The sequence below is a fragment of the Streptococcus sp. CF7_Ac1-8 genome (assembly GCF_024295435.1).
Taxonomy (GTDB): Bacteria; Bacillota; Bacilli; order Lactobacillales; family Streptococcaceae; genus Streptococcus; species Streptococcus mitis_AP.
In genome coordinates this window covers 131,724-150,668 of the sequence record NZ_JANCPI010000001.1, presented here as the reverse complement: position 1 = coordinate 150,668, position 18,945 = coordinate 131,724, and the positions used below count along the sequence as shown (strand labels likewise).

The 18,945-nt window shown below is 40.3% G+C and carries 18 protein-coding genes, 1 tRNA gene and 1 riboswitch; of the genes, 14 read left to right on the top strand and 5 right to left on the bottom strand.

Annotation, left to right across the window (positions count from 1 at the left end; all coding sequences use genetic code 11):
* The first annotated feature begins 196 nt into the window (after positions 1–196).
* Positions 197–3,937: a pneumococcal-type histidine triad protein gene (locus NMM26_RS00675; RefSeq protein ID WP_254753793.1), complete on the top strand. Its 3,741-nt coding sequence runs from the start codon at positions 197–199 to the stop codon at positions 3,935–3,937.
* Positions 3,938–3,972: 35 nt separating this feature from the next.
* Here the strand turns inward: NMM26_RS00675 and pepT are convergent, their stop codons facing one another.
* Positions 3,973–5,196: a peptidase T gene (gene pepT / locus NMM26_RS00670; RefSeq protein WP_049515286.1), complete on the bottom strand. Its 1,224-nt coding sequence runs from the start codon at positions 5,194–5,196 to the stop codon at positions 3,973–3,975.
* Between the two features lie 153 nt (positions 5,197–5,349).
* Here pepT and hemH point away from each other — a divergent pair, with 153 nt between their 5' ends.
* Positions 5,350–6,444 carry a ferrochelatase gene (hemH, locus tag NMM26_RS00665; protein ID WP_254753792.1) on the top strand — a complete coding sequence of 365 codons (1,095 nt, stop codon included), beginning with the start codon at positions 5,350–5,352 and terminating at the stop codon, positions 6,442–6,444.
* 41 nt (positions 6,445–6,485) lie between these two features.
* On the opposite strand, the gene mscL is transcribed toward hemH, so the two are convergent.
* Together mscL and NMM26_RS00655 are read right to left on the bottom strand one after the other, a co-directional pair.
* A complete protein-coding gene (mscL, locus tag NMM26_RS00660) occupies positions 6,486–6,863 on the bottom strand; it encodes a large conductance mechanosensitive channel protein MscL (RefSeq protein ID WP_033687014.1) in 378 nt (125 codons plus the stop codon).
* Positions 6,864–6,948: 85 nt separating this feature from the next.
* Positions 6,949–7,380 (bottom strand): GtrA family protein, encoded by a 432-nt coding sequence (locus NMM26_RS00655; protein ID WP_045597103.1) that lies wholly within the window; start codon positions 7,378–7,380, stop codon positions 6,949–6,951.
* A gap of 28 nt (positions 7,381–7,408) precedes the next feature.
* Positions 7,409–7,505: riboswitch (PreQ1 riboswitch) on the top strand.
* Here NMM26_RS00655 and NMM26_RS00650 point away from each other — a divergent pair.
* The 4 genes from NMM26_RS00650 to dapA all read left to right on the top strand — a co-directional run bounded on the left by NMM26_RS00650 (position 7,503) and on the right by dapA (position 10,640).
* On the top strand, positions 7,503–8,012 hold the full coding sequence (locus NMM26_RS00650) for a QueT transporter family protein (RefSeq protein ID WP_049500058.1): 510 nt from the start codon (positions 7,503–7,505) through the stop codon (positions 8,010–8,012). (Overlaps the previous riboswitch by 3 nt.)
* 99 nt (positions 8,013–8,111) lie before the next feature.
* A tRNA-Thr gene (locus NMM26_RS00645) sits at positions 8,112–8,184 on the top strand.
* Between the two features lie 387 nt (positions 8,185–8,571).
* On the top strand, positions 8,572–9,648 hold the full coding sequence (locus tag NMM26_RS00640; RefSeq protein WP_254753791.1) for an aspartate-semialdehyde dehydrogenase: 1,077 nt from the start codon (positions 8,572–8,574) through the stop codon (positions 9,646–9,648).
* 56 nt (positions 9,649–9,704) lie between these two features.
* Entirely contained in the window at positions 9,705–10,640 is a 936-nt protein-coding gene (gene dapA / locus NMM26_RS00635) for a 4-hydroxy-tetrahydrodipicolinate synthase (RefSeq protein WP_254753790.1), read from the top strand.
* A 45-nt stretch (positions 10,641–10,685) separates the two neighbouring features.
* Here the strand turns inward: dapA and mnmE are convergent, their stop codons facing one another.
* Both mnmE and NMM26_RS00625 read right to left on the bottom strand, forming a co-directional pair.
* Positions 10,686–12,059, bottom strand: coding sequence for a tRNA uridine-5-carboxymethylaminomethyl(34) synthesis GTPase MnmE (gene mnmE / locus NMM26_RS00630; protein WP_254753789.1), 1,374 nt, complete (start codon positions 12,057–12,059; stop codon positions 10,686–10,688).
* A 137-nt stretch (positions 12,060–12,196) separates the two neighbouring features.
* Positions 12,197–12,379, bottom strand: a complete 183-nt coding sequence (locus NMM26_RS00625; RefSeq protein WP_001117401.1) for a 4-oxalocrotonate tautomerase — start codon at positions 12,377–12,379, stop codon at positions 12,197–12,199.
* A gap of 123 nt (positions 12,380–12,502) precedes the next feature.
* Here NMM26_RS00625 and NMM26_RS00620 point away from each other — a divergent pair, with 123 nt between their 5' ends.
* From NMM26_RS00620 to pmp23, 8 genes are read left to right on the top strand one after another with little or no spacing between them, the layout of a single operon-like run.
* Positions 12,503–13,093, top strand: coding sequence for a thymidine kinase (locus NMM26_RS00620; protein WP_000068129.1), 591 nt, complete (start codon positions 12,503–12,505; stop codon positions 13,091–13,093).
* The gene (prfA, locus tag NMM26_RS00615) at positions 13,090–14,169 is read left to right on the top strand and encodes a peptide chain release factor 1 (protein WP_001028815.1); all 1,080 of its coding nucleotides are present in this window, start codon (positions 13,090–13,092) and stop codon (positions 14,167–14,169) included. The genes NMM26_RS00620 and prfA overlap by 4 nt, the downstream gene beginning before the upstream one ends.
* Positions 14,169–15,047 carry a peptide chain release factor N(5)-glutamine methyltransferase gene (prmC, locus tag NMM26_RS00610; RefSeq protein ID WP_254753788.1) on the top strand — a complete coding sequence of 293 codons (879 nt, stop codon included), beginning with the start codon at positions 14,169–14,171 and terminating at the stop codon, positions 15,045–15,047. Before prfA ends, prmC begins: the two co-directional genes overlap by 1 nt.
* The gene (locus NMM26_RS00605; RefSeq protein ID WP_254753787.1) at positions 14,989–15,591 is read left to right on the top strand and encodes an L-threonylcarbamoyladenylate synthase; all 603 of its coding nucleotides are present in this window, start codon (positions 14,989–14,991) and stop codon (positions 15,589–15,591) included. Before prmC ends, NMM26_RS00605 begins: the two co-directional genes overlap by 59 nt.
* Position 15,592: 1 nt before the next feature.
* Entirely contained in the window at positions 15,593–16,024 is a 432-nt protein-coding gene (locus NMM26_RS00600) for a GNAT family N-acetyltransferase (RefSeq protein WP_254753786.1), read from the top strand.
* 60 nt (positions 16,025–16,084) lie between these two features.
* Positions 16,085–17,341, top strand: a complete 1,257-nt coding sequence (gene glyA / locus NMM26_RS00595) for a serine hydroxymethyltransferase (RefSeq protein WP_254753785.1) — start codon at positions 16,085–16,087, stop codon at positions 17,339–17,341.
* Positions 17,342–17,348: 7 nt separating this feature from the next.
* On the top strand, positions 17,349–18,323 hold the full coding sequence (locus tag NMM26_RS00590; RefSeq protein ID WP_254753784.1) for a nucleoid-associated protein: 975 nt from the start codon (positions 17,349–17,351) through the stop codon (positions 18,321–18,323).
* Positions 18,323–18,937 (top strand): cell wall hydrolase Pmp23, encoded by a 615-nt coding sequence (gene pmp23 / locus NMM26_RS00585; protein WP_254753783.1) that lies wholly within the window; start codon positions 18,323–18,325, stop codon positions 18,935–18,937. The genes NMM26_RS00590 and pmp23 overlap by 1 nt, the downstream gene beginning before the upstream one ends.
* Positions 18,938–18,945: the final 8 nt, after the last annotated feature.

Genomic DNA, 18,945 nt, shown 5'->3' with positions numbered 1-18,945 from the left:
ATCAAAATGATGTAAGAGTCAGTAGCAATACTGGCTTTTATTTTTTAAAATGATATAAAAATCTTGACAGATAGACTTAAAAAAGGTAAACTATTTACTGGTTAATTAATTGGTTAAATAACCAGTTTAGGAAAAACTGTTTAACCGAGAAAAGAAGTTAAGAAAAAGCTTCATCATTTATTGAAATGAGGGATTTATGAAATTCAGTAAAAAATATATAGTAGCTGGATCAGCTGTTATCGTGTCTTTGAGTCTATGTGCTTATGCATTAAATCAGCATCGTTCGCAGGAAAATAAGGACAATAATCGGGTCTCTTATGTGGATGGTAGTCAGTCAAGTCAGAAAACTGAAAATCTGACACCAGACCAGGTTAGCCAAAAAGAAGGAATTCAGGCTGAGCAAATTGTTATCAAGATCACAGATCAGGGCTATGTGACTTCACACGGTGACCACTATCATTACTATAATGGAAAAGTTCCTTATGATGCCCTCTTTAGTGAAGAACTCTTGATGAAAGATCCAAACTACCAACTTAAAGACGCTGATATTGTCAATGAAGTTAAAGGTGGTTATATCATCAAGGTTGATGGTAAATATTATGTTTATCTGAAAGATGTAGCTCATGCTGATAATGTTCGAACCAAGGATGAAATCAACCGTCAAAAACAAGAACACGTCAAAGATAATGAGAAGGTCAGCTCAGATGTTGTTGTAGCAAGATCACAGGGACGCTATACGACAGATGATGGTTATGTCTTTAACCCAGCTGATATTATCGAAGATACGGGTGATGCTTATATTGTTCCTCACGGTGGTCACTATCATTATATTCCCAAAAGTGATTTATCTGCTAGTGAATTAGCAGCAGCCAAAGCTCATCTAGCGGGCAAAAATACGCAACCGAGTCAGTTAAGCTATTCTTCAACAGCTAGTGACAATAATACTCAATCTACAGTACAAGGATCAACTAGCAAGCCAGAAAGCAAAGTTGAAAATCTCCAAAGTCTATTGAAAGAACTCTATGATTCACCTAGCGATCAACGTTACAGTGAATCAGATGGCCTGGTCTTTGACCCTGCTAAGATTGTCAGTCGTACACCGAATGGAGTTGCGATTCCGCACGGCGACCATTATCACTTTATTCCTTACAGCAAACTCTCTCCTTTAGAAGAAAAGATTGCCAAATTGGTGCCTATCGGTGGAACTGGTTCTACGGTCTCTACAAATGAAAAACCTCATGAAGTAGTGTCTAGTCTAGGAAGTCTTTCAAGTAGTCCATCTACTTTGAATCATGGTTCATTGGCTGCGAATAAAGCTATCTCTGCAACATCTGATGGCTATATCTTTAATCCTAAAGATATCGTTGAAGAAACAGCTACAGCTTATATCGTCAGACATGGTGACCATTTCCATTACATTCCGAAATCGAACCCAATTGGGCAGCCGACTCTTCCAAATAATGGTCTGACCACACCTTCGCCATCTCTTCCAGCCAATCCTAGTGTTTCACATGAGGAACATGAAGAAGGTGGACACGGCTTTGATGCCAATCGGATTATTGCTGAAGATAGTTCAGGATTTATCATGAGTCACGGTGACCACAATCATTACTTCTTCAAGAAGGACTTGACAGCAGAGCAAATTAAGGCTGCTCAGGAACACTTGAAAGGTGCAAATACAGCAACATCAAATCCAGCTCATGATGACGATCACGACGAAGATCATGATCACGGTTTTGATGCTAATCGTATTATTGCGGAAGATGAATCAGGATTTATCATGAGTCACGGTGACCACAATCATTACTTCTTCAAGAAGGATTTGACTGCTGATCAAATCAAGGCAGCGCAAGACCACTTGAAAGGTGCAAATACAGCAACACCAAATCCAGCTCATGATGACGATCACGATGAAGATCATCATGGACACCATCATGATGAAGACCATGATCACGGTTTTGATGCTAATCGTGTCATCAGTGAGGATGAGCAAGGTTTTGTCATGAGTCATGGTGATCACAATCATTACTTTTTCAAGAAAGACTTGACAGCAGACCAAATTAAGGCTGCACAAGACCATTTGAAAACACATCATGATGCAGAGCCTGTAAAACCTCTTGCTAAAACGGTAGAGTCTTTCTCAAGAGATGCTAGCGATGAAGAAAAGATTGCTTATATTTCGAAGACATACGGCGTTCCACTTGAAGCGATTAGAATTTCAAACGGATTCTTTGTTTTTGGAAATCCAGACCAAGCCTACGATCCAACTCATATCCACCCATATGCTGTTCGTAAGGAACATGTTCGTTTGCCACTCCAAACTGGCAATCCAGAACTTGATTTCCTAAACGAACTCTACACGACTGCTTTGAGAGATGGCGTGTCTCCGTATAGCTTACAGGTAGAAAATGGTAGTTTTGTGATTCCTCATGGCGACCACAATCACTACATCAAGGTTCAAACTAAGGGATATGAAGTGGCTTTGAAAAACAAGATTCCAGCCCTACAATCCAATTATCAACCTGGAGCTTTTGATGAGAAGGCAGTCTTGGAAAAAGTGGATCAACTTCTAGCTGATAGCAGAAGTATCTACAAAGACAAGCCTATCGAACAAAGACAGATTGAGTTAGCTTTAGGTCAGTTTACTGAAAACATGAAGAAACTGGCAACTAACTCTACAGCAGGTTATCTTGCAACCCTTGATCTCTTTGATAAGCAATATATCCATATTGATGAAAGTGTTAAACCTACTGAAACAAGTGCTTTAGATAAGAAATATCAAGCCTTGATTGATAAAATCAATACACTGGATACAGACTCTTATGGACTTCCTAAGAAAGACCTTCTTGTTCGACTTCAAGAAGCTAAATTGGCAAAAGATGAGGCTGCTTTAGCAGCGGTTGAATCACAACTTCAAGCTCTTCAAGATTTTAATGATCGAACAGGTGTTACAACTGTAGAATACATCAAGTATTTCTACGAACACGTAAATGACGGTCGTTTAAATGATGAACTTCGAAACAAAGTGGCTCAGTTGACTTGGACCTTGTATCAATCTCAATCTTTCCTTAAGGCAGCAGAATTGAACAGACTATTCCCAAGCATCTATCAGGCAAAACAAGAAGTGGAAGAAGCTTTGAAAGCTCAACCAACTACTGCTAAATCGACTCAGACAATTCTAGATACTGAAAAAGTTGATAACCAAACTGCCAAGACAGCTATTTATGGCTTCTTGAAAGAATTGTACGGAGACTTTATGCCTGAAGAACATGTCAATCATGTTAGCAAGGAAGAAGTAGAAAGCCTCTTGAGCAAGGCAAATCAACTCTTAGAACAAATCCAAGAAGAAGGAATCAGACAATCCTTGGCAGAAGAAGTAGAAAATCTCAAAGCTGCCACAAACAAGGCTGATGCGGACTTGGATGAAGTAAACAGTCAGGTAAAAGATGTCTTGACTCGTATCGCTAGCGCCCTTCAACAAGAAAAGGAAAATGCTGAGCAAGACCCTCAGACACTAGTACTCTATCAAAAACTCTACGATATTCTCATGTCGCTTCACTCTTATTTAGAAAACAACAAGGGTTCTGATGCGGACTTTGATAAGGTAGATGCTTTACTAGATCAACTTTCTGCTAAGAGTAAAGATAAAGCTGCTTTACTTGAATTGACAAAAGCTATTCTAGTCTTGAATCAAGAAATCAAGTCAAAATCAAGCGCAAGTGAAGAAGCAACTCCAGCGACAAATGCCGAGTCAAATGGTGAGAACACAAGTTCCGAAACTGAAACATCAGTGGCTGCAGAATCTAACAGTGAAACTGCAAGGGACGAAAACAAACCAAGCAATACAACAGATTCTAAACCTGCTGAACCAGCTTCAGAAAAGGAAACAACAGAATCTACAACAAGTACTGGAAATCAAGAAAAACCAGCAGAATAAAAAGAAAGGCGAAGTAGCTAAGCTACCTCGTCTTTTTAGTCTTCATAAGCTACGATACCAATGATGGTATCAACTGCACGTTCCATAGTCTGAAGGCTGACGTATTCAAAACGTCCATGCATATTTTCTCCTCCCGCAAAGATATTAGGAGTTGGGATTCCCATAAAGGAAATCTTAGAGCCGTCTGTCCCTCCACGAATTGGTTCGATAATAGGAGTAATACCCAAATCTTCCATAACGGCTTTGGCAATGGTAATTGGAGTCATATCTTTCTCAATGACTTCTTTCATATTGTAGTACTGGTCTGTCAAGTTTAGGGTGACACGGTCGCTACCAAGTTCTTGATTCATCTTATCAGCGATAGACTGCATTGCTGCTTTACGCGCTTCAAAGGCATCTTTTTCAAAATCACGAATGATGTAGCTTGCACGTGCCTCTTCGACACTACCTATCACATCCATTAGGTGGTAGAAGCCTTGGTAACCTTCTGTTAACTCGGGTCGGTCATTCTCTGGAAGTTGATTATGAAAATCAATTGCTAGCTGAAGGGCATTGACCATCTGCCCTTTGGCAGTACCAGGGTGGACATTGCGTCCTTGGAAATGCAATTCAGCACCAGCGGCTGAGAAGGTCTCGTACTGAAGTTCTCCGAGAGGTCCGCCATCTACAGTATAGGCAAAATCTACATCGAAATCTTCTGCATCAAATTTATTGGCACCAACACCGATTTCTTCATCTGGACCAAAACCAACACGAATCTCACAGTGCTTGATTTCAGGATGGGCAGTCAGATATTCAATAGCAGTCATAATTTCAGCAATCCCTGACTTGTCATCAGCACCTAGTAAGGTTGTTCCATCGGTTGTGATGAGCGTTTGTCCTGGATATTTCTCTAGACTCTTAAAGTCAGCTGGATCGAGTTTGAAACCAGAATTTCCAAGTTCAATCACACCACCATCGTAGTTTTCAATTACCTGTGGCTTGACTCCTTCGGCTTTAAAATCAGCAGTATCCATGTGGGAGATGAAGCCAATCTTACGTGTTAAAGATGGATCATTGGCTGGCAAGGTTCCAATTGCAAAACCATTTGCTAGATAATAAACATTTTGTAATCCAACACGTTTCATTTCAGGGATCAGGACATTGGTTGCGAAGTCAACCTGACTCTGTGTACTTGGAGTAGTAGTAGAGTGTTCATCAGAGCGCGTGTTGACCTTAACGTAGGTTAGGAATCGGTCCAAGAGATTGGGATAAGTCATAAAAAACTCCTTTTGAATTCATTTTTTCCATTGTATCATAGAAAAGAGAGAAAAACAAAAGACTGAAGTTAGGGAAATTCACTATGTTGGCGTTTACTTATTAACGAATTAATGATAAAATAAACTTGATAAAAATATCACAAGGAAGCGATTATGAAAAAAGCAATTTTAATGATGACTTTCGGTTCGCCAGAAGAGATTACCTTTGAAGGTGTGGCTGATTTTTTCACAAATATTCGTCGTGGAGTGAGACCTCAAGACCACGAGATTCAAACTCTCTATGATAATTATGTACTAATTGGAGGGACGCCTCTGCAAAAAATTACTCGAGAAGAGGTTGCCTTGGTAGAAGGCAGGCTGGGGAATGAGTATAGTGTTTATTTTGCTAATAAGTTTTCTAGACCCTTTATTCCAGATGTGATTGGTCAGATGGAAGCAGACGGCATTGAACAGTGTATTTGCTTGATTTTGGAGCCTCATTATTCTTTCTACTCTGTCATGGGCTATGAAAAATTTTTAGAAAGCAAACAAATTAAATTTTTAGTCATTAAGGACTGGTATCAAGAAGAAGCGCTCTTAAACTATTGGGCAGATGAAATTGCTAAGATTTTAAAAGAAGAAGTAAAGCAGGATAGCTTTAAAGTCATCTTTTCAGCCCACAGTGTCCCCATTTTTGCCTTGGATTTTGGTGACCCTTATATCGACCAAATTTTCGAAAATAGCAAGCTAGTCGCTGAAAAACTAGGTTTGAGTTCTGATCAATTTACAAATACCTGGCAAAGCGAGAGTGATATTGGGATTCCATGGATTAAGCCAGATGTTTTGGAATATCTCAAAGAACAGACAGAACATCCTGATCATTATATTTTTGTACCAATCAGCTTTATCAGTGAGCACATTGAAGTCTTGTTTGATAATGATGTGGAATGTTATGACTTGTGTCAGGAATTGGGGGTGAACTATCATCGTCCACCAATGCCAAATACAGATTCTCGTTTGATTGATGCCTTGGTTAATGCAGTCAGAGCTAATGAGGACAAAGAATTTAAGGAATTTCTCCCAGAAGAAGAAACCTTTGATGAGTTAGTTCCTTCGGATGAAACTAAAAATATCTTGGCCGAATCTCAAGATTTACAAATGCCGGAATTTGTGAAAAAACTGATTGAGAAAAAAGGTCGGGAAAATGTTAAGATGCCTTATCTTATTAAGAAAATGCTTGAAAAAGCAGGTAAGTTACCAAAAGAGTAAAGAAAAAAGGATTTAGCTTTGTGCTAGATCCTTTTAATTGATTATTTTTTCTCAAGAAGGGCTTTGATTTCTTGAAGTACTTCCAACTCAGTTGGACCAGCTGGAGCTTCCTCAGCAGCTTCTTTCTTAGTAAGACTTTGAGCTTTTTCAATACCTTTGATTACAAAGAAGAGAACAGTACCGATAACTAGGAAGTTGATAACAGCGCTCAAGAATTTACCATATGTAACACCATTCCAAGCAAGCTCAGCAATGTTTTGTACTTTCGCAGCTTCCAAGGCTGGATTCAAAATAAGTGGAGTGATGATATCGTTAACAAGTGATGTAACGATTGCACCAAAAGCAGTGGCAATGATCACACCGACAGCAAGGTCAACAACATTACCACGAAGCAAGAATGCTTTAAGATCTTTTAACATTTTCATAATTTCCTTTCAAAAAATTTTTACACTTAATTATATATTAATTAAGAAATTCTTGCAAGCTATATGTTTAAAATTTTTCTTATTTTTTAAAAATAAATACCTTACTAAAAATGTAATTGAGGATAATTATTGAGAATTGTGCAATAACTGTTTCAACACTATTAACCTTATTAATATTATAATTTACAAATTGCCCGATAATATTAGGAAACTGAGTTACAAAGAGAAAAGTTAAAAACAAGTCTAAAAGAAAAGTAGAAAGACGTGCCAGAGTAAATTTCACTAAACGGTTTGGCCAATTCTGCCTATCTTGTTTAAATACGATTGTATCATTTGTAATAAATGCAAACAGGATACCGATACTATTTGCTAGTCCAGTAGCAAGGAGTTCTCTATGAGTTAGTTGATAAATGACTAATCTAGATAGAATGGAAACAAGAGTAGTAGCTATACCAAAAAAAAGATAGGCTAAGAGCTCATTCACGAAGAGACTTTGAATGCGTTTTTTCATGCTTTTAGTATAGCATAAAGCAGGCTATTGTGCTATACTAGTAAGGTTGATTCAAGCAACCCTTGGTGCTTAGCTTCTTTCACCAAGCATATTATACGCGGGAAACCGCCAAAGGAGAAAAAATGAAAAAATTAACTATTCGTGATGTTGCAGATATTGCAATCGTTGCTGCTATCTATGTCGTTTTGACTGTTACACCACCCCTAAATGCCATCAGCTATGGTGCTTATCAGTTTCGTATTTCAGAAATGATGAACTTTATGGCTTTTTACAATCCTAAGTACATCATCGCAGTTACTATCGGTTGTATGATTGCTAATTTCTTTAGCTTCGGACCGCTAGATGTCTTTGTTGGTGGTGGATCAACCTTAGTATTCCTCAGTCTAGGTGTTTGGCTTTTTGCAAAATACAGCAAGGATTATCTTTTTAACGGTTTGATTCGAAAAGATCATTTCTTCTTCTCAATCCTCTTTTCAATTTCTATGTTTACTATCGCTGCCGAGTTGAATATCGTAGCGCAATTACCATTTTTCCTTACTTGGTTTACAACAGGGATTGGTGAATTTGCCTCATTGATTATTGGAGCGATTATTATCGGTAAAATTGGTCGTCGAATCGATTTAAGCAAATAGAATTAGATAAGCTAGGTAGCTCTTACCTGGCTTTTTCTTATGGAAAATTTCTAGGGAAACTTGACAAGATTTTCTAACTATAGTATACTTTTTAAGTAAGCTGATTTAGCTCAGTTGGCAGAGCGCATCCATGGTAAGGATGAGGTCGCCGGTTCAATCCCGGCAATTAGCATATAATAGACATAAAAGCTCTTGATTTACAAGGGTTTTTGTTATGTCTGCATCAAAGGTTTCAAAGATATTTCTATTCAGCTGTGTAAATGAAACTAAAGAGTTTCGTCTGTTGACAAAAGTCATTCTCTTTAGTAGAATAGAAGATGCGATGAGTCGATAGGTAGTCTTCGGACTACTATTGAGCATAAGGAGGTCATAACGCAGGAGCGGACCTTGATGAGTTGTGTGAACCTGCTCATCACATGAAGATGCCTCTTAGTCCCTGGTCTAGCGACTGGGGATTTTTATTTTCCAAAAAATGATGAAAAAGCTTTGCAATTCATGGAAAAAGTAGTATAATACATCTATTATAGAAATTTTTAGAAAATTCCGAAAGAGGTTATTTATGGGATATACAGTTGCTGTAGTCGGCGCGACAGGTGCTGTCGGAGCTCAGATGATAAAAATGTTGGAAGAATCAACACTTCCAATCGATAAAATTCGTTACCTTGCTTCTGCACGTTCAGCAGGCAAGACTTTGAAATTTAAAGGTCAAGATATTACGATTGAAGAAACGACTGAAACAGCTTTTGAAGGAGTTGATATTGCTCTCTTTTCAGCAGGTGGTTCTACATCAGCTAAATATGCACCATACGCAGTTAAAGCTGGAGCGGTAGTAGTAGATAATACGTCTTACTTCCGTCAAAATCCAGATGTTCCTTTGGTTGTTCCAGAGGTCAATGCTCATGCACTTGATGCCCACAACGGTATCATTGCCTGCCCTAACTGTTCAACAATCCAAATGATGGTGGCTCTTGAGCCAGTTCGCCAAAAATGGGGCTTGGACCGTATCATTGTTTCAACTTACCAAGCCGTTTCAGGTGCTGGTATGGGAGCAATTCTTGAGACACAACGTGAACTTCGTGAAGTCTTGAATGATGGTGTAACCCCACGTGATTTGCATGCCGAAATCTTGCCTTCAGGTGGTGACAAGAAACACTATCCTATCGCCTTCAACGCTCTTCCACAAATCGATGTTTTCACTGACAATGATTACACTTACGAAGAGATGAAAATGACCAAGGAAACTAAGAAAATCATGGAAGATGACAGCATTGCAGTATCTGCAACATGTGTCCGTATTCCTGTTTTGTCAGCCCACTCTGAGTCAGTTTATATCGAAACAAAAGAAGTGGCTCCAATTGAAGAAGTGAAAGCAGCTATCGCAGCCTTCCCAGGTGCTGTTCTTGAAGACGATGTAGCTCATCAAATCTATCCTCAAGCCATCAATGCAGTGGGTTCACGTGATACCTTTGTTGGTCGTATCCGTAAAGACTTGGATGCCGAAAAAGGAATTCACATGTGGGTTGTTTCAGATAACCTTCTCAAAGGTGCTGCTTGGAACTCAGTTCAGATTGCAGAAACTCTTCATGAACGTGGATTGGTTCGTCCAACAGCTGAATTGAAATTTGAATTAAAATAGTCATATCGTTTAGGAGTTCATATGAACTCCTTCTTTGAAATAGAGAGGTGTTTCTCATGTCTTATCAAGATTTAAAAGAGTGTAAAATCATCACAGCCTTCATTACCCCTTTCCACGAGGATGGTTCTATCAACTTTGATGCCATTCCAGCCATGATTGAACATTTGTTGGCCCATCATACGGATGGAATTCTTCTTGCAGGGACGACAGCTGAGAGTCCAACTTTGACTCACGATGAGGAATTGGAGCTATTTGCAGCTGTACAGAAGATTGTCAATGGACGCGTTCCTTTGATTGCGGGTGTAGGTACCAATGATACGCGTGACTCTATCGAGTTTGTAAAAGAAGTAGCAGAATTTGGTGGTTTTGCAGCTGGGCTTGCTATCGTACCTTACTATAACAAACCTTCTCAGGAAGGCATGTATCAGCACTTTAAGGCCATTGCAGATGCTTCTGACTTGCCAATTATTATCTATAACATTCCTGGGCGTGTGGTTGTTGAACTAACTCCAGAAACCATGCTTCGTTTGGCTGATCATCCAAATATTATCGGTGTCAAAGAATGTACTAGCTTGGCTAATATGGCTTACTTGATTGAGCACAGACCAGAAGAGTTCTTAGTGTATACTGGTGAAGATGGCGATGCTTTCCATGCTATGAACCTTGGTGCGGACGGGGTTATTTCTGTTGCCTCTCATACAAATGGGGATGAAATGCACGAGATGTTTACTGCCATTGCAGAAAGCGATATGAAGACAGCTGCAGCTATTCAGCGCAAGTTCATTCCTAAGGTTAATGCCCTCTTCTCTTATCCAAGTCCTGCTCCTGTCAAGGCCGTTCTCAACTATATGGGATTTGAAGCTGGTCCAACTCGTCTACCTCTTGTTCCAGCACCAGAAGAAGATGCCAAACGCATTATCAAGGTTGTCGTTGATGGTGACTACGAAGCAACTAAGGCAACTGTAACAGGTGTCCTAAGACCAGATTATTAATGAAGACAATAAAATCCATGACCGCAACAACGATCATGGATTTTCCTATTTTCCTAAACAGAATTGGCTAAAGAGTTGGGTGATGAGTTCATCAGGAGCAGCATCTCCAGTGATTTCTCCGAGGATTTCCCAAGTTCGAGTCAAGTCAACTTGAAGCAAGTCAACTGGCATACCTAGTTCAAGACCTTCATTAACAGCTTGTAGGCTTTCAACGGCCTTTTCAATCAAGGAAATATGACGGGCATTTGACAAGTAGGTAGCGTCTTGCTCTACCAAACCAGCATTTTCAAAGAAGAGATTGTTAATACGCTCTTCGATCTTATCAATATTTTGGTTTTTTAGGACTGAAATACGAATAACGTCTTCAGGAAGTTCTGAAGTTTCAATCGTTTCTGGCAGGTCGGTTTTATTAAGTAGAATAATGCGGTTTGTATCTTGGCTAATTTCAAGAAGTTGTCTGTCTTGAGCAGTCAGTGGTTCACTGGCATTAAGCACTAGTAGAACTAGGTCAGCTTCCTTGAGGGCTTTTTTTGAACGCTCAACTCCGATTTGTTCCACGATGTCATCCGTTTCACGAATACCAGCTGTGTCAATCAATTTTAGTGGAACACCGTTGATATTGACGTATTCTTCAATGACATCACGTGTCGTACCAGCAATATCTGTGACGATAGCCTTGTCCTCACGCAAGAGGTTGTTGAGAAGGCTTGATTTCCCAACGTTGGGGCGTCCGATGATAGCTGTTGAAATTCCCTCACGGAGGATTTTGCCGCGACGGGCTGTCCTAAGGAGATTAGTTAGCAATTGCTCAAACTCCATAGTCTTCTCACGGACAACAGCAGTAGTGGCTTCCTCAACATCGTCGTACTCAGGATAATCAATATTGACCTCGACTTGGGCAAGTGTATTGAGGATTTCTTGACGTGTATTATTGATAAGATCAGAAAGGGAACCATCTAATTGTTTGACTGCAATATTCATGGCCTTGTCAGTCTTAGCACGGATGATATCCATCACTGCTTCAGCCTGTGTCAAGTCTACACGACCGTTTAGAAAGGCACGTTTGGTAAATTCACCAGGTTCTGCCAATCGAGCTCCTTCACGGATAGCTAACTGGAGAATCTCATTGGTCACCGCAATCCCACCGTGGGTGTTAATCTCGATAATATCCTCACGAGTAAAGGTTTTTGGAGACTTCATGGCTCCAACCATGACTTCGTCCATGACTTTACTAGTCAGAGGATCAACAATGTGACCGTAGTTGAGAGTGTGGCTGGCAACCTTGTTCAAGTCTTTTCCTTTAAAAATCTTTTGCGCAATAGCAAAACTTTCTGTTCCGCTCAGGCGGACAATACCAATAGCCCCTTCACCTAGTGGAGTAGATATGGCAGCGATGGTATCAAATTCACGTGTAATCATAATGTTTCCTTTAATTAATAGCTCTTTTCTTGGAAATTTTCCCAAGTATCCTTTCAAATTGTAACAAATTTGAACTATTTCTTCAATGGATGTTACTTGGAGATTGAAAAAGCCTAAGCAATTCTGCTTAAGCTAGCTTATTTGGTGCGCATTTCCCCTTGTGGGAAGTAGGTTCCTTCTGGCATGTCATTGATGATGACATGGACAGCAGATTGAGGTGCTCCAGTGTTACGGACAACAGCTTCCGTTACTTCCTTAGCAAGAGCTTTCTTTTGCTCGAGCGTGCGTCCTTCAAATAAATCGATGCGTACAAATGGCATAATGGCTTCCTCCACTAGTTTTTGATTTCTTCTATTTTACCACATTTTGCCGTTTAAAGCTTAAGAAAATTATGATATACTAGAATGTAGCAAAAATTTAGAAATGGACGTGAAGCAAGAAACATGGCACAGTTGTACTATCGTTATGGGACCATGAACTCTGGTAAGACAATCGAGATTCTTAAAGTAGCCTATAACTATGAGGAGCAAGGAAAAGGTGTTGTGATTATGACCTCAGCTCTTGATACGCGTGACGGTGTTGGCTATGTGTCGAGTCGAATCGGTATGAAACGCCCTGCCATTGCGATTGAGGAAACAACTGATATCTTCGGTTATATCCGAGATTTACCAGAAAAACCTTACTGTGTGTTGGTTGATGAAGCCCAGTTTCTCAAGCGTCATCATGTTTATGACCTAGCTCGTGTTGTTGATGAGTTAGATATACCCGTCATGGCTTTTGGTTTGAAGAATGACTTTCGCAATGAGTTGTTCGAAGGTTCAAAATACCTCTTGCTCTTAGCAGACAAGATTGAAGAAATCAAGACCATCTGTCAGTACTGTAAGAAAAAGGCGACTATGGTGTTGCGAACTCAAGATGGTGTGCCAGTCTATGATGGCGAACAAATTCAGATCGGTGGAAATGAAACCTATATCTCAGTTTGCCGTAAACATTATTTTGCCCCTGAAATCAATAAGGAGAATGAAGAAAAATGAACATCTATGATCAACTACAAGCTGTAGAAGACCGTTATGAAGAATTAGGAGAGTTGCTCAGTGACCCAGATGTGGTTTCGGACACCAAGCGTTTCATGGAGCTTTCAAAAGAAGAGGCTTCTACTCGTGATACGGTAACTGCCTACCGTGAGTACAAACAAGTCCTTCAAAACATCGTTGATGCAGAAGAGATGATTAAAGAATCTGGCGGGGATGCGGACTTGGAAGAAATGGCCAAGCAAGAACTAAAAGATGCTAAGGCTGAAAAAGAAGAATACGAAGAAAAACTAAAAATCTTGCTCCTTCCTAAAGATCCAAACGATGACAAGAATATCATCCTTGAAATCCGTGGCGCCGCTGGTGGAGACGAAGCAGCACTTTTCGCTGGAGATTTGCTAACCATGTACCAAAAGTATGCTGAAGCTCAGGGATGGCGCTTTGAAGTTATGGAAGCTTCTATGAACGGTGTCGGTGGTTTCAAAGAAGTCGTTGCCATGGTTTCAGGTCAATCTGTTTACTCTAAACTCAAGTACGAATCAGGTGCCCACCGTGTGCAACGTGTTCCTGTGACAGAAAGCCAAGGTCGTGTCCATACATCAACTGCCACAGTTCTTGTCATGCCTGAAGTCGAAGAAGTAGAATACGATATTGATCCAAAAGACCTTCGTGTTGACATCTACCACGCATCAGGTGCTGGTGGACAGAACGTCAACAAGGTTGCGACTGCTGTTCGTATCGTTCACTTGCCAACCAATATCAAGGTTGAAATGCAGGAAGAACGTACCCAGCAGAAAAACCGTGAGAAGGCAATGAAAATCATCCGTGCGCGTGTGGCTGACCACTTTGCTCAGATTGCCCAAGATGAACAAGACGCTGAGCGTAAGTCGACAATCGGTACTGGAGATCGTTCAGAACGTATACGCACTTATAACTTCCCACAAAACCGTGTCACAGATCACCGTATCGGCTTAACCCTCCAAAAACTAGACACAATTTTATCTGGTAAATTGGATGAAGTTGTGGATGCTTTGGTGCTCTATGACCAAACACAAAAATTAGAAGAATTAAACAAATAATGAAATTAGCTCAATTATTTTCAGATTTTGAAGAAGAGTTGATAAGACAAGGAGAGGAAGCTGAAAGCCTCTCTTTTGTCTATCGTAGCCTGAAAAACCTCACTTTTACAGACTTTGTTTTTGCCCTTCAGCAAGAGGTAAACGAGGAAGAAAAACAATTTGTAGAAGAAATTTTCCAGCAGTTAGCAGCTCATAAGTCAGCCCAGTATATCATTGGTCATGCAGATTTCTTTGGAATGCAGTTAAAAGTTGATGAGCGGGTTTTGATTCCTCGTCCAGAGACAGAGGAGTTGGTGGAGCTTATCCTGGCTGAAAATCATGAAGAAAATCTTAAGGTCCTAGATATTGGGACTGGAAGTGGAGCCATTGCCCTTGCATTAGCAAAAGCTAGACCAGATTGGTCAGTGACAGCAGCAGATATTTCCCAAGATGCTTTAGATGTAGCTAATGAAAATGCTAAAAATCAAAATCTTCAAATATTTTTAAAAAAATCTGACTGTTTTACAGAAATTTCTGAAAAATATGATATAATTGTTTCCAATCCACCCTATATCTCTCGTGAAGATGAGTCAGAGGTCGGCTTGAATGTCTTGCATTCGGAGCCTCATCTAGCTCTCTTTGCAGACGAGGATGGCCTAGCTATTTACCGTAGAATTGCGGAAGATGCAAAAGACTATCTCAAAGATGGTGGTAAGATTTACCTTGAAATTGGATACAAGCAAGGTCAAAGTGTTCCTGAACTTTTTAGGAAACATCTTCCTGAAAAAAAAGTTCGTACACTTAAGGACCAGTTTGGTCAAGATAGGATGGTTGTTGTTGATGATGGACAGGATTATACAAGAATTGGAAAATGGCGGAGCTGTCGTTCTGCCTACTGAGACAGTTTACGGTCTTTTTGCCAAGGCTCTAGACGAAAAAGCAGTTGAACATGTATACCAACTTAAACGTCGTCCTAGAGATAAGGCGCTCAATCTAAATATCGCCTCTCTAGAGGACATATTGCACTTTTCAAAGAATCAGCCAGCTTGTCTACCCAAACTTGTCGAGATCTTTTTACCAGGTCCCTTGACCATTATTCTCGAAGCCAATGACAGAGTTCCCTATTGGGTCAATTCTGGCCTTGCAACTGTTGGATTTCGGATGCCCAGTCACCCCATTACACTGGATTTGATTCGAGAGACAGGTCCCTTGATTGGGCCGTCTGCCAATATCTCAGGTCAGGCAAGTGGAGTGACCTTTGATAAAATTCTAGAGGATTTTGACCAAGAGGTTCTGGGTCTGGGAGACGATGCTTTTCTAACTGGACAGGATTCAACTATTTTGGATCTGTCTGGAGACAAGGTGAAAATCTTGCGCCAAGGGGCGATTAAGCGAGAAGATATTCTTGCACGGTTGCCAGAGATTTCTTTTGAGGAGGAATGAGATGCTAAGAGATTTGCAAGAAATAGATGTGAAAGCTATATGTGACATTAACCAAGAGGCTTTGGGCTATTCTTTTAGTCTAGAGGACACGGCTAGCCAACTAGCTAGACTGGCTCAGGATTCCCATCATTTCCTACTTGGTTATGAGGATGCAGCTAGTCATGTTTTACTTGGATATGTCCACGCTGAAGTTTATGAATCTCTCTATTCCAAAGCAGGATTCAATATCTTAGGCTTAGCGGTTTCGCCTCAAGCTCAAGGGCAAGGTATTGGTAAAAGCTTACTACAAGGGTTGGAGCAAGAAGCAAAAAGACGTGGTTATGGGTTTATCCGCTTGAACTCTGCCGATCATCGTCTGGGTGCTCATGCATTTTATGAAAGAGTTGGTTATACTTGTGATAAAGTGCAGAAACGGTTTATTCGCATCTTTTAGTTTACTTTCTTACTGTAAAATTAAATTAAGGGACCAGTCACACTATAAAGGAGAAGACCTATGATTTTTGACAAAGATGATTTTAAAGCATATGATGCTGATCTCTGGAATGCTATTTCCAAAGAAGAAGAACGCCAACAAAACAACATTGAGTTGATTGCTTCGGAAAACGTGGTTTCCAAGGCAGTTATGGCAGCTCAAGGGTCTATCTTGACGAATAAATACGCCGAAGGCTACCCAGGACGCCGTTATTATGGTGGTACAGATGTGGTAGATATGGTAGAAACTCTAGCCATTGAACGCGCAAAAGAAATTTTCGGTGCTAAATTTGCCAATGTCCAACCACACTCAGGAAGCCAAGCCAACTGTGCGGCTTACATGGCCTTAATTGAACCAGGTGATACGGTTATGGGGATGGACTTGGCCGCAGGTGGTCACTTGACTCATGGGGCTCCTGTTAGCTTCTCAGGTCAAACCTACAACTTTGTTTCTTACAGTGTTGACCCTGAAACGGAAATCTTGGATTTTGATGCTATCTTGAAACAAGCTCAAGAAGTAAAACCCAAATTGATCGTAGCAGGTGCTTCAGCCTATTCTCAAATTATCGACTTTTCCAAATTCCGTGAAATTGCAGATGCTGTTGGCGCTAAGCTCATGGTAGATATGGCTCATATCGCTGGTTTGGTTGCAGCTGGTCTTCACCCAAGCCCAGTGCCATACGCTCACATCACGACAACAACGACCCACAAAACCCTTCGTGGACCACGTGGTGGTTTGATTTTGACCAATGACGAAGAACTTGCCAAGAAAATCAATTCAGCTATTTTCCCAGGTATTCAGGGCGGTCCTTTGGAACATGTTGTTGCTGCTAAGGCAGTTTCCTTCAAAGAAGTTTTGGATCCAGCCTTCAAGGAATACGCTGCTAATGTCATCAAGAACAGCAAGACCATGGCAGATGTCTTCTTGCAAGACCCTGATTTTCGTATCATTTCTGGAGGGACTGAAAACCACCTCTTCCTAGTGGATGTGACTAAGGTTGTAGAAAACGGAAAAGTTGCTCAAAACTTGCTGGATGAAGTCAATATTACCCTAAATAAAAATTCAATCCCTTACGAAAGCTTGTCACCATTCAAGACAAGTGGTATTCGTATCGGAGCAGCAGCCATTACTGCACGCGGATTTGGTGAAGAAGAAAGTCGCAAAGTGGCTGAGCTCATCATTAAAACCCTAAAGAATGCAGAAAATGAAGCTGTCTTAGAAGAAGTGAGAAGTGCAGTTAAAGAATTAACAGATGCCTTCCCATTATACGAGGACTAATACTTTTATGGACATTTATATTAAGAAAGCTATTATCCATCAGTTCAGTCCGGATGATACCGAGCTGTTTCTAGCGGATAAGTTTCTCAATATCACTCCAAAAATCGAAGAATACCTGCGTAAAAAAATTGAACGTGTGTATTCAGATGAAGCAAAGACTGGGATTTTCGAAGAAGAAAATCCCTTCTTCAATCACATCACAGACGATTTGTTGGAGACATCAGTAACACTGGCTAATCTCTGGAAAGAAGAGTTTAGTATTTCTGAAAATCTCAAGACCAATGACTTGATTTTTGTGCAATTTACTAAAGAAGGTGTAGAACATTTCGCTTTCTTACGAATTGCCCTGCGGGAGACCTTGACCCACCTTGGTGGAGAAGTTGATAATCCAATCAAGCTAACTCAGAATAACTTGCCTGGATTTGGAACGGGTGCCGACGAGGCCTTGGTGGTCAATCTTCAGAGTCGCAAGTACCATCTGATTGAAAAACGAATCAAGTACAACGGGACTTTTTTGAACTATTTTTCAGATAATCTTCTTGCTGTCGCTCCTAAAATTTCTCCTAAGAAATCCATCAAGGAACTGGAAAAAACAGCCCAGAGAATTGCTGAGACATTTAACACAGATGATTTTCAATTTCAATCCAAGATTAAATCAGCCATTTTCAACAACCTAGAAGAAAGCAATGAATTGTCGCCTGAAAAATTGGCTAATGACCTTTTTGATAACAACCTGACGGCTCGTTTGAGCTTTATTGATCAAGTAAAGGAAGCTGTACCAGAGCCTGTTCAATTTGATGAAATTGATGCCAGTCGTCAGCTTAAAAAATTTGAAAACCAAAAACTCTCCTTGTCAAATGGAATTGAGCTCATCGTTCCCAATAACGTCTATCAAGATGCTGAGTCTGTTGAGTTTATCCAAAATGACAATGGAACTTACTCTATCTTAATCAAAAATATCGAGGATATCCAAAGTAAATAATGTTTAAACGAATTCGAAGAGTGCTTGTACTAGCAGTCTTCCTTTTTGCTGGATATAAAGCTTACCGCATTCACCAAGATGTCAAGCAAGTCATGACCTATCAACCCATGGTGCGAGAAATCTTGAGTGAAAAAGACACCCCAGCAAACGAAGAGCTTGTGCTCGCTATGATTTATACCGAAACAAAAGGAAAAGAAGGCGATGTTATGCAGTCTAGTGAGTCTGCAAGTGGTTCCACCAACACCATCAATGATAATGCCTCTAGCATTCGGCAAGGCGTTCAAACTCTGACAGACAATCTCTATCTGGCTCAGAAGAAGGGTGTAGATGTCTGGACGGCTGTTCAAGCCTATAATTTTGGACCTGCCTATATCGATTTTATCGCCCAAAATGGCAAGGAAAACACCTTAGCTCTGGCCAAACAGTACTCTCGTGATACTGTTGCTCCCTTGCTGGGTAATACCACTGGAAAGACTTATAGTTATATGCACCCCATTTCTATTTTTCACGGTGCCGAACTCTATGTAAATGGAGGAAACTATTACTATTCTAGACAGGTGCAACTCAACCTTTACATCATCAAATGTTTCACTCTCTTTTCGACATCTGGCTAGCCCAGGTG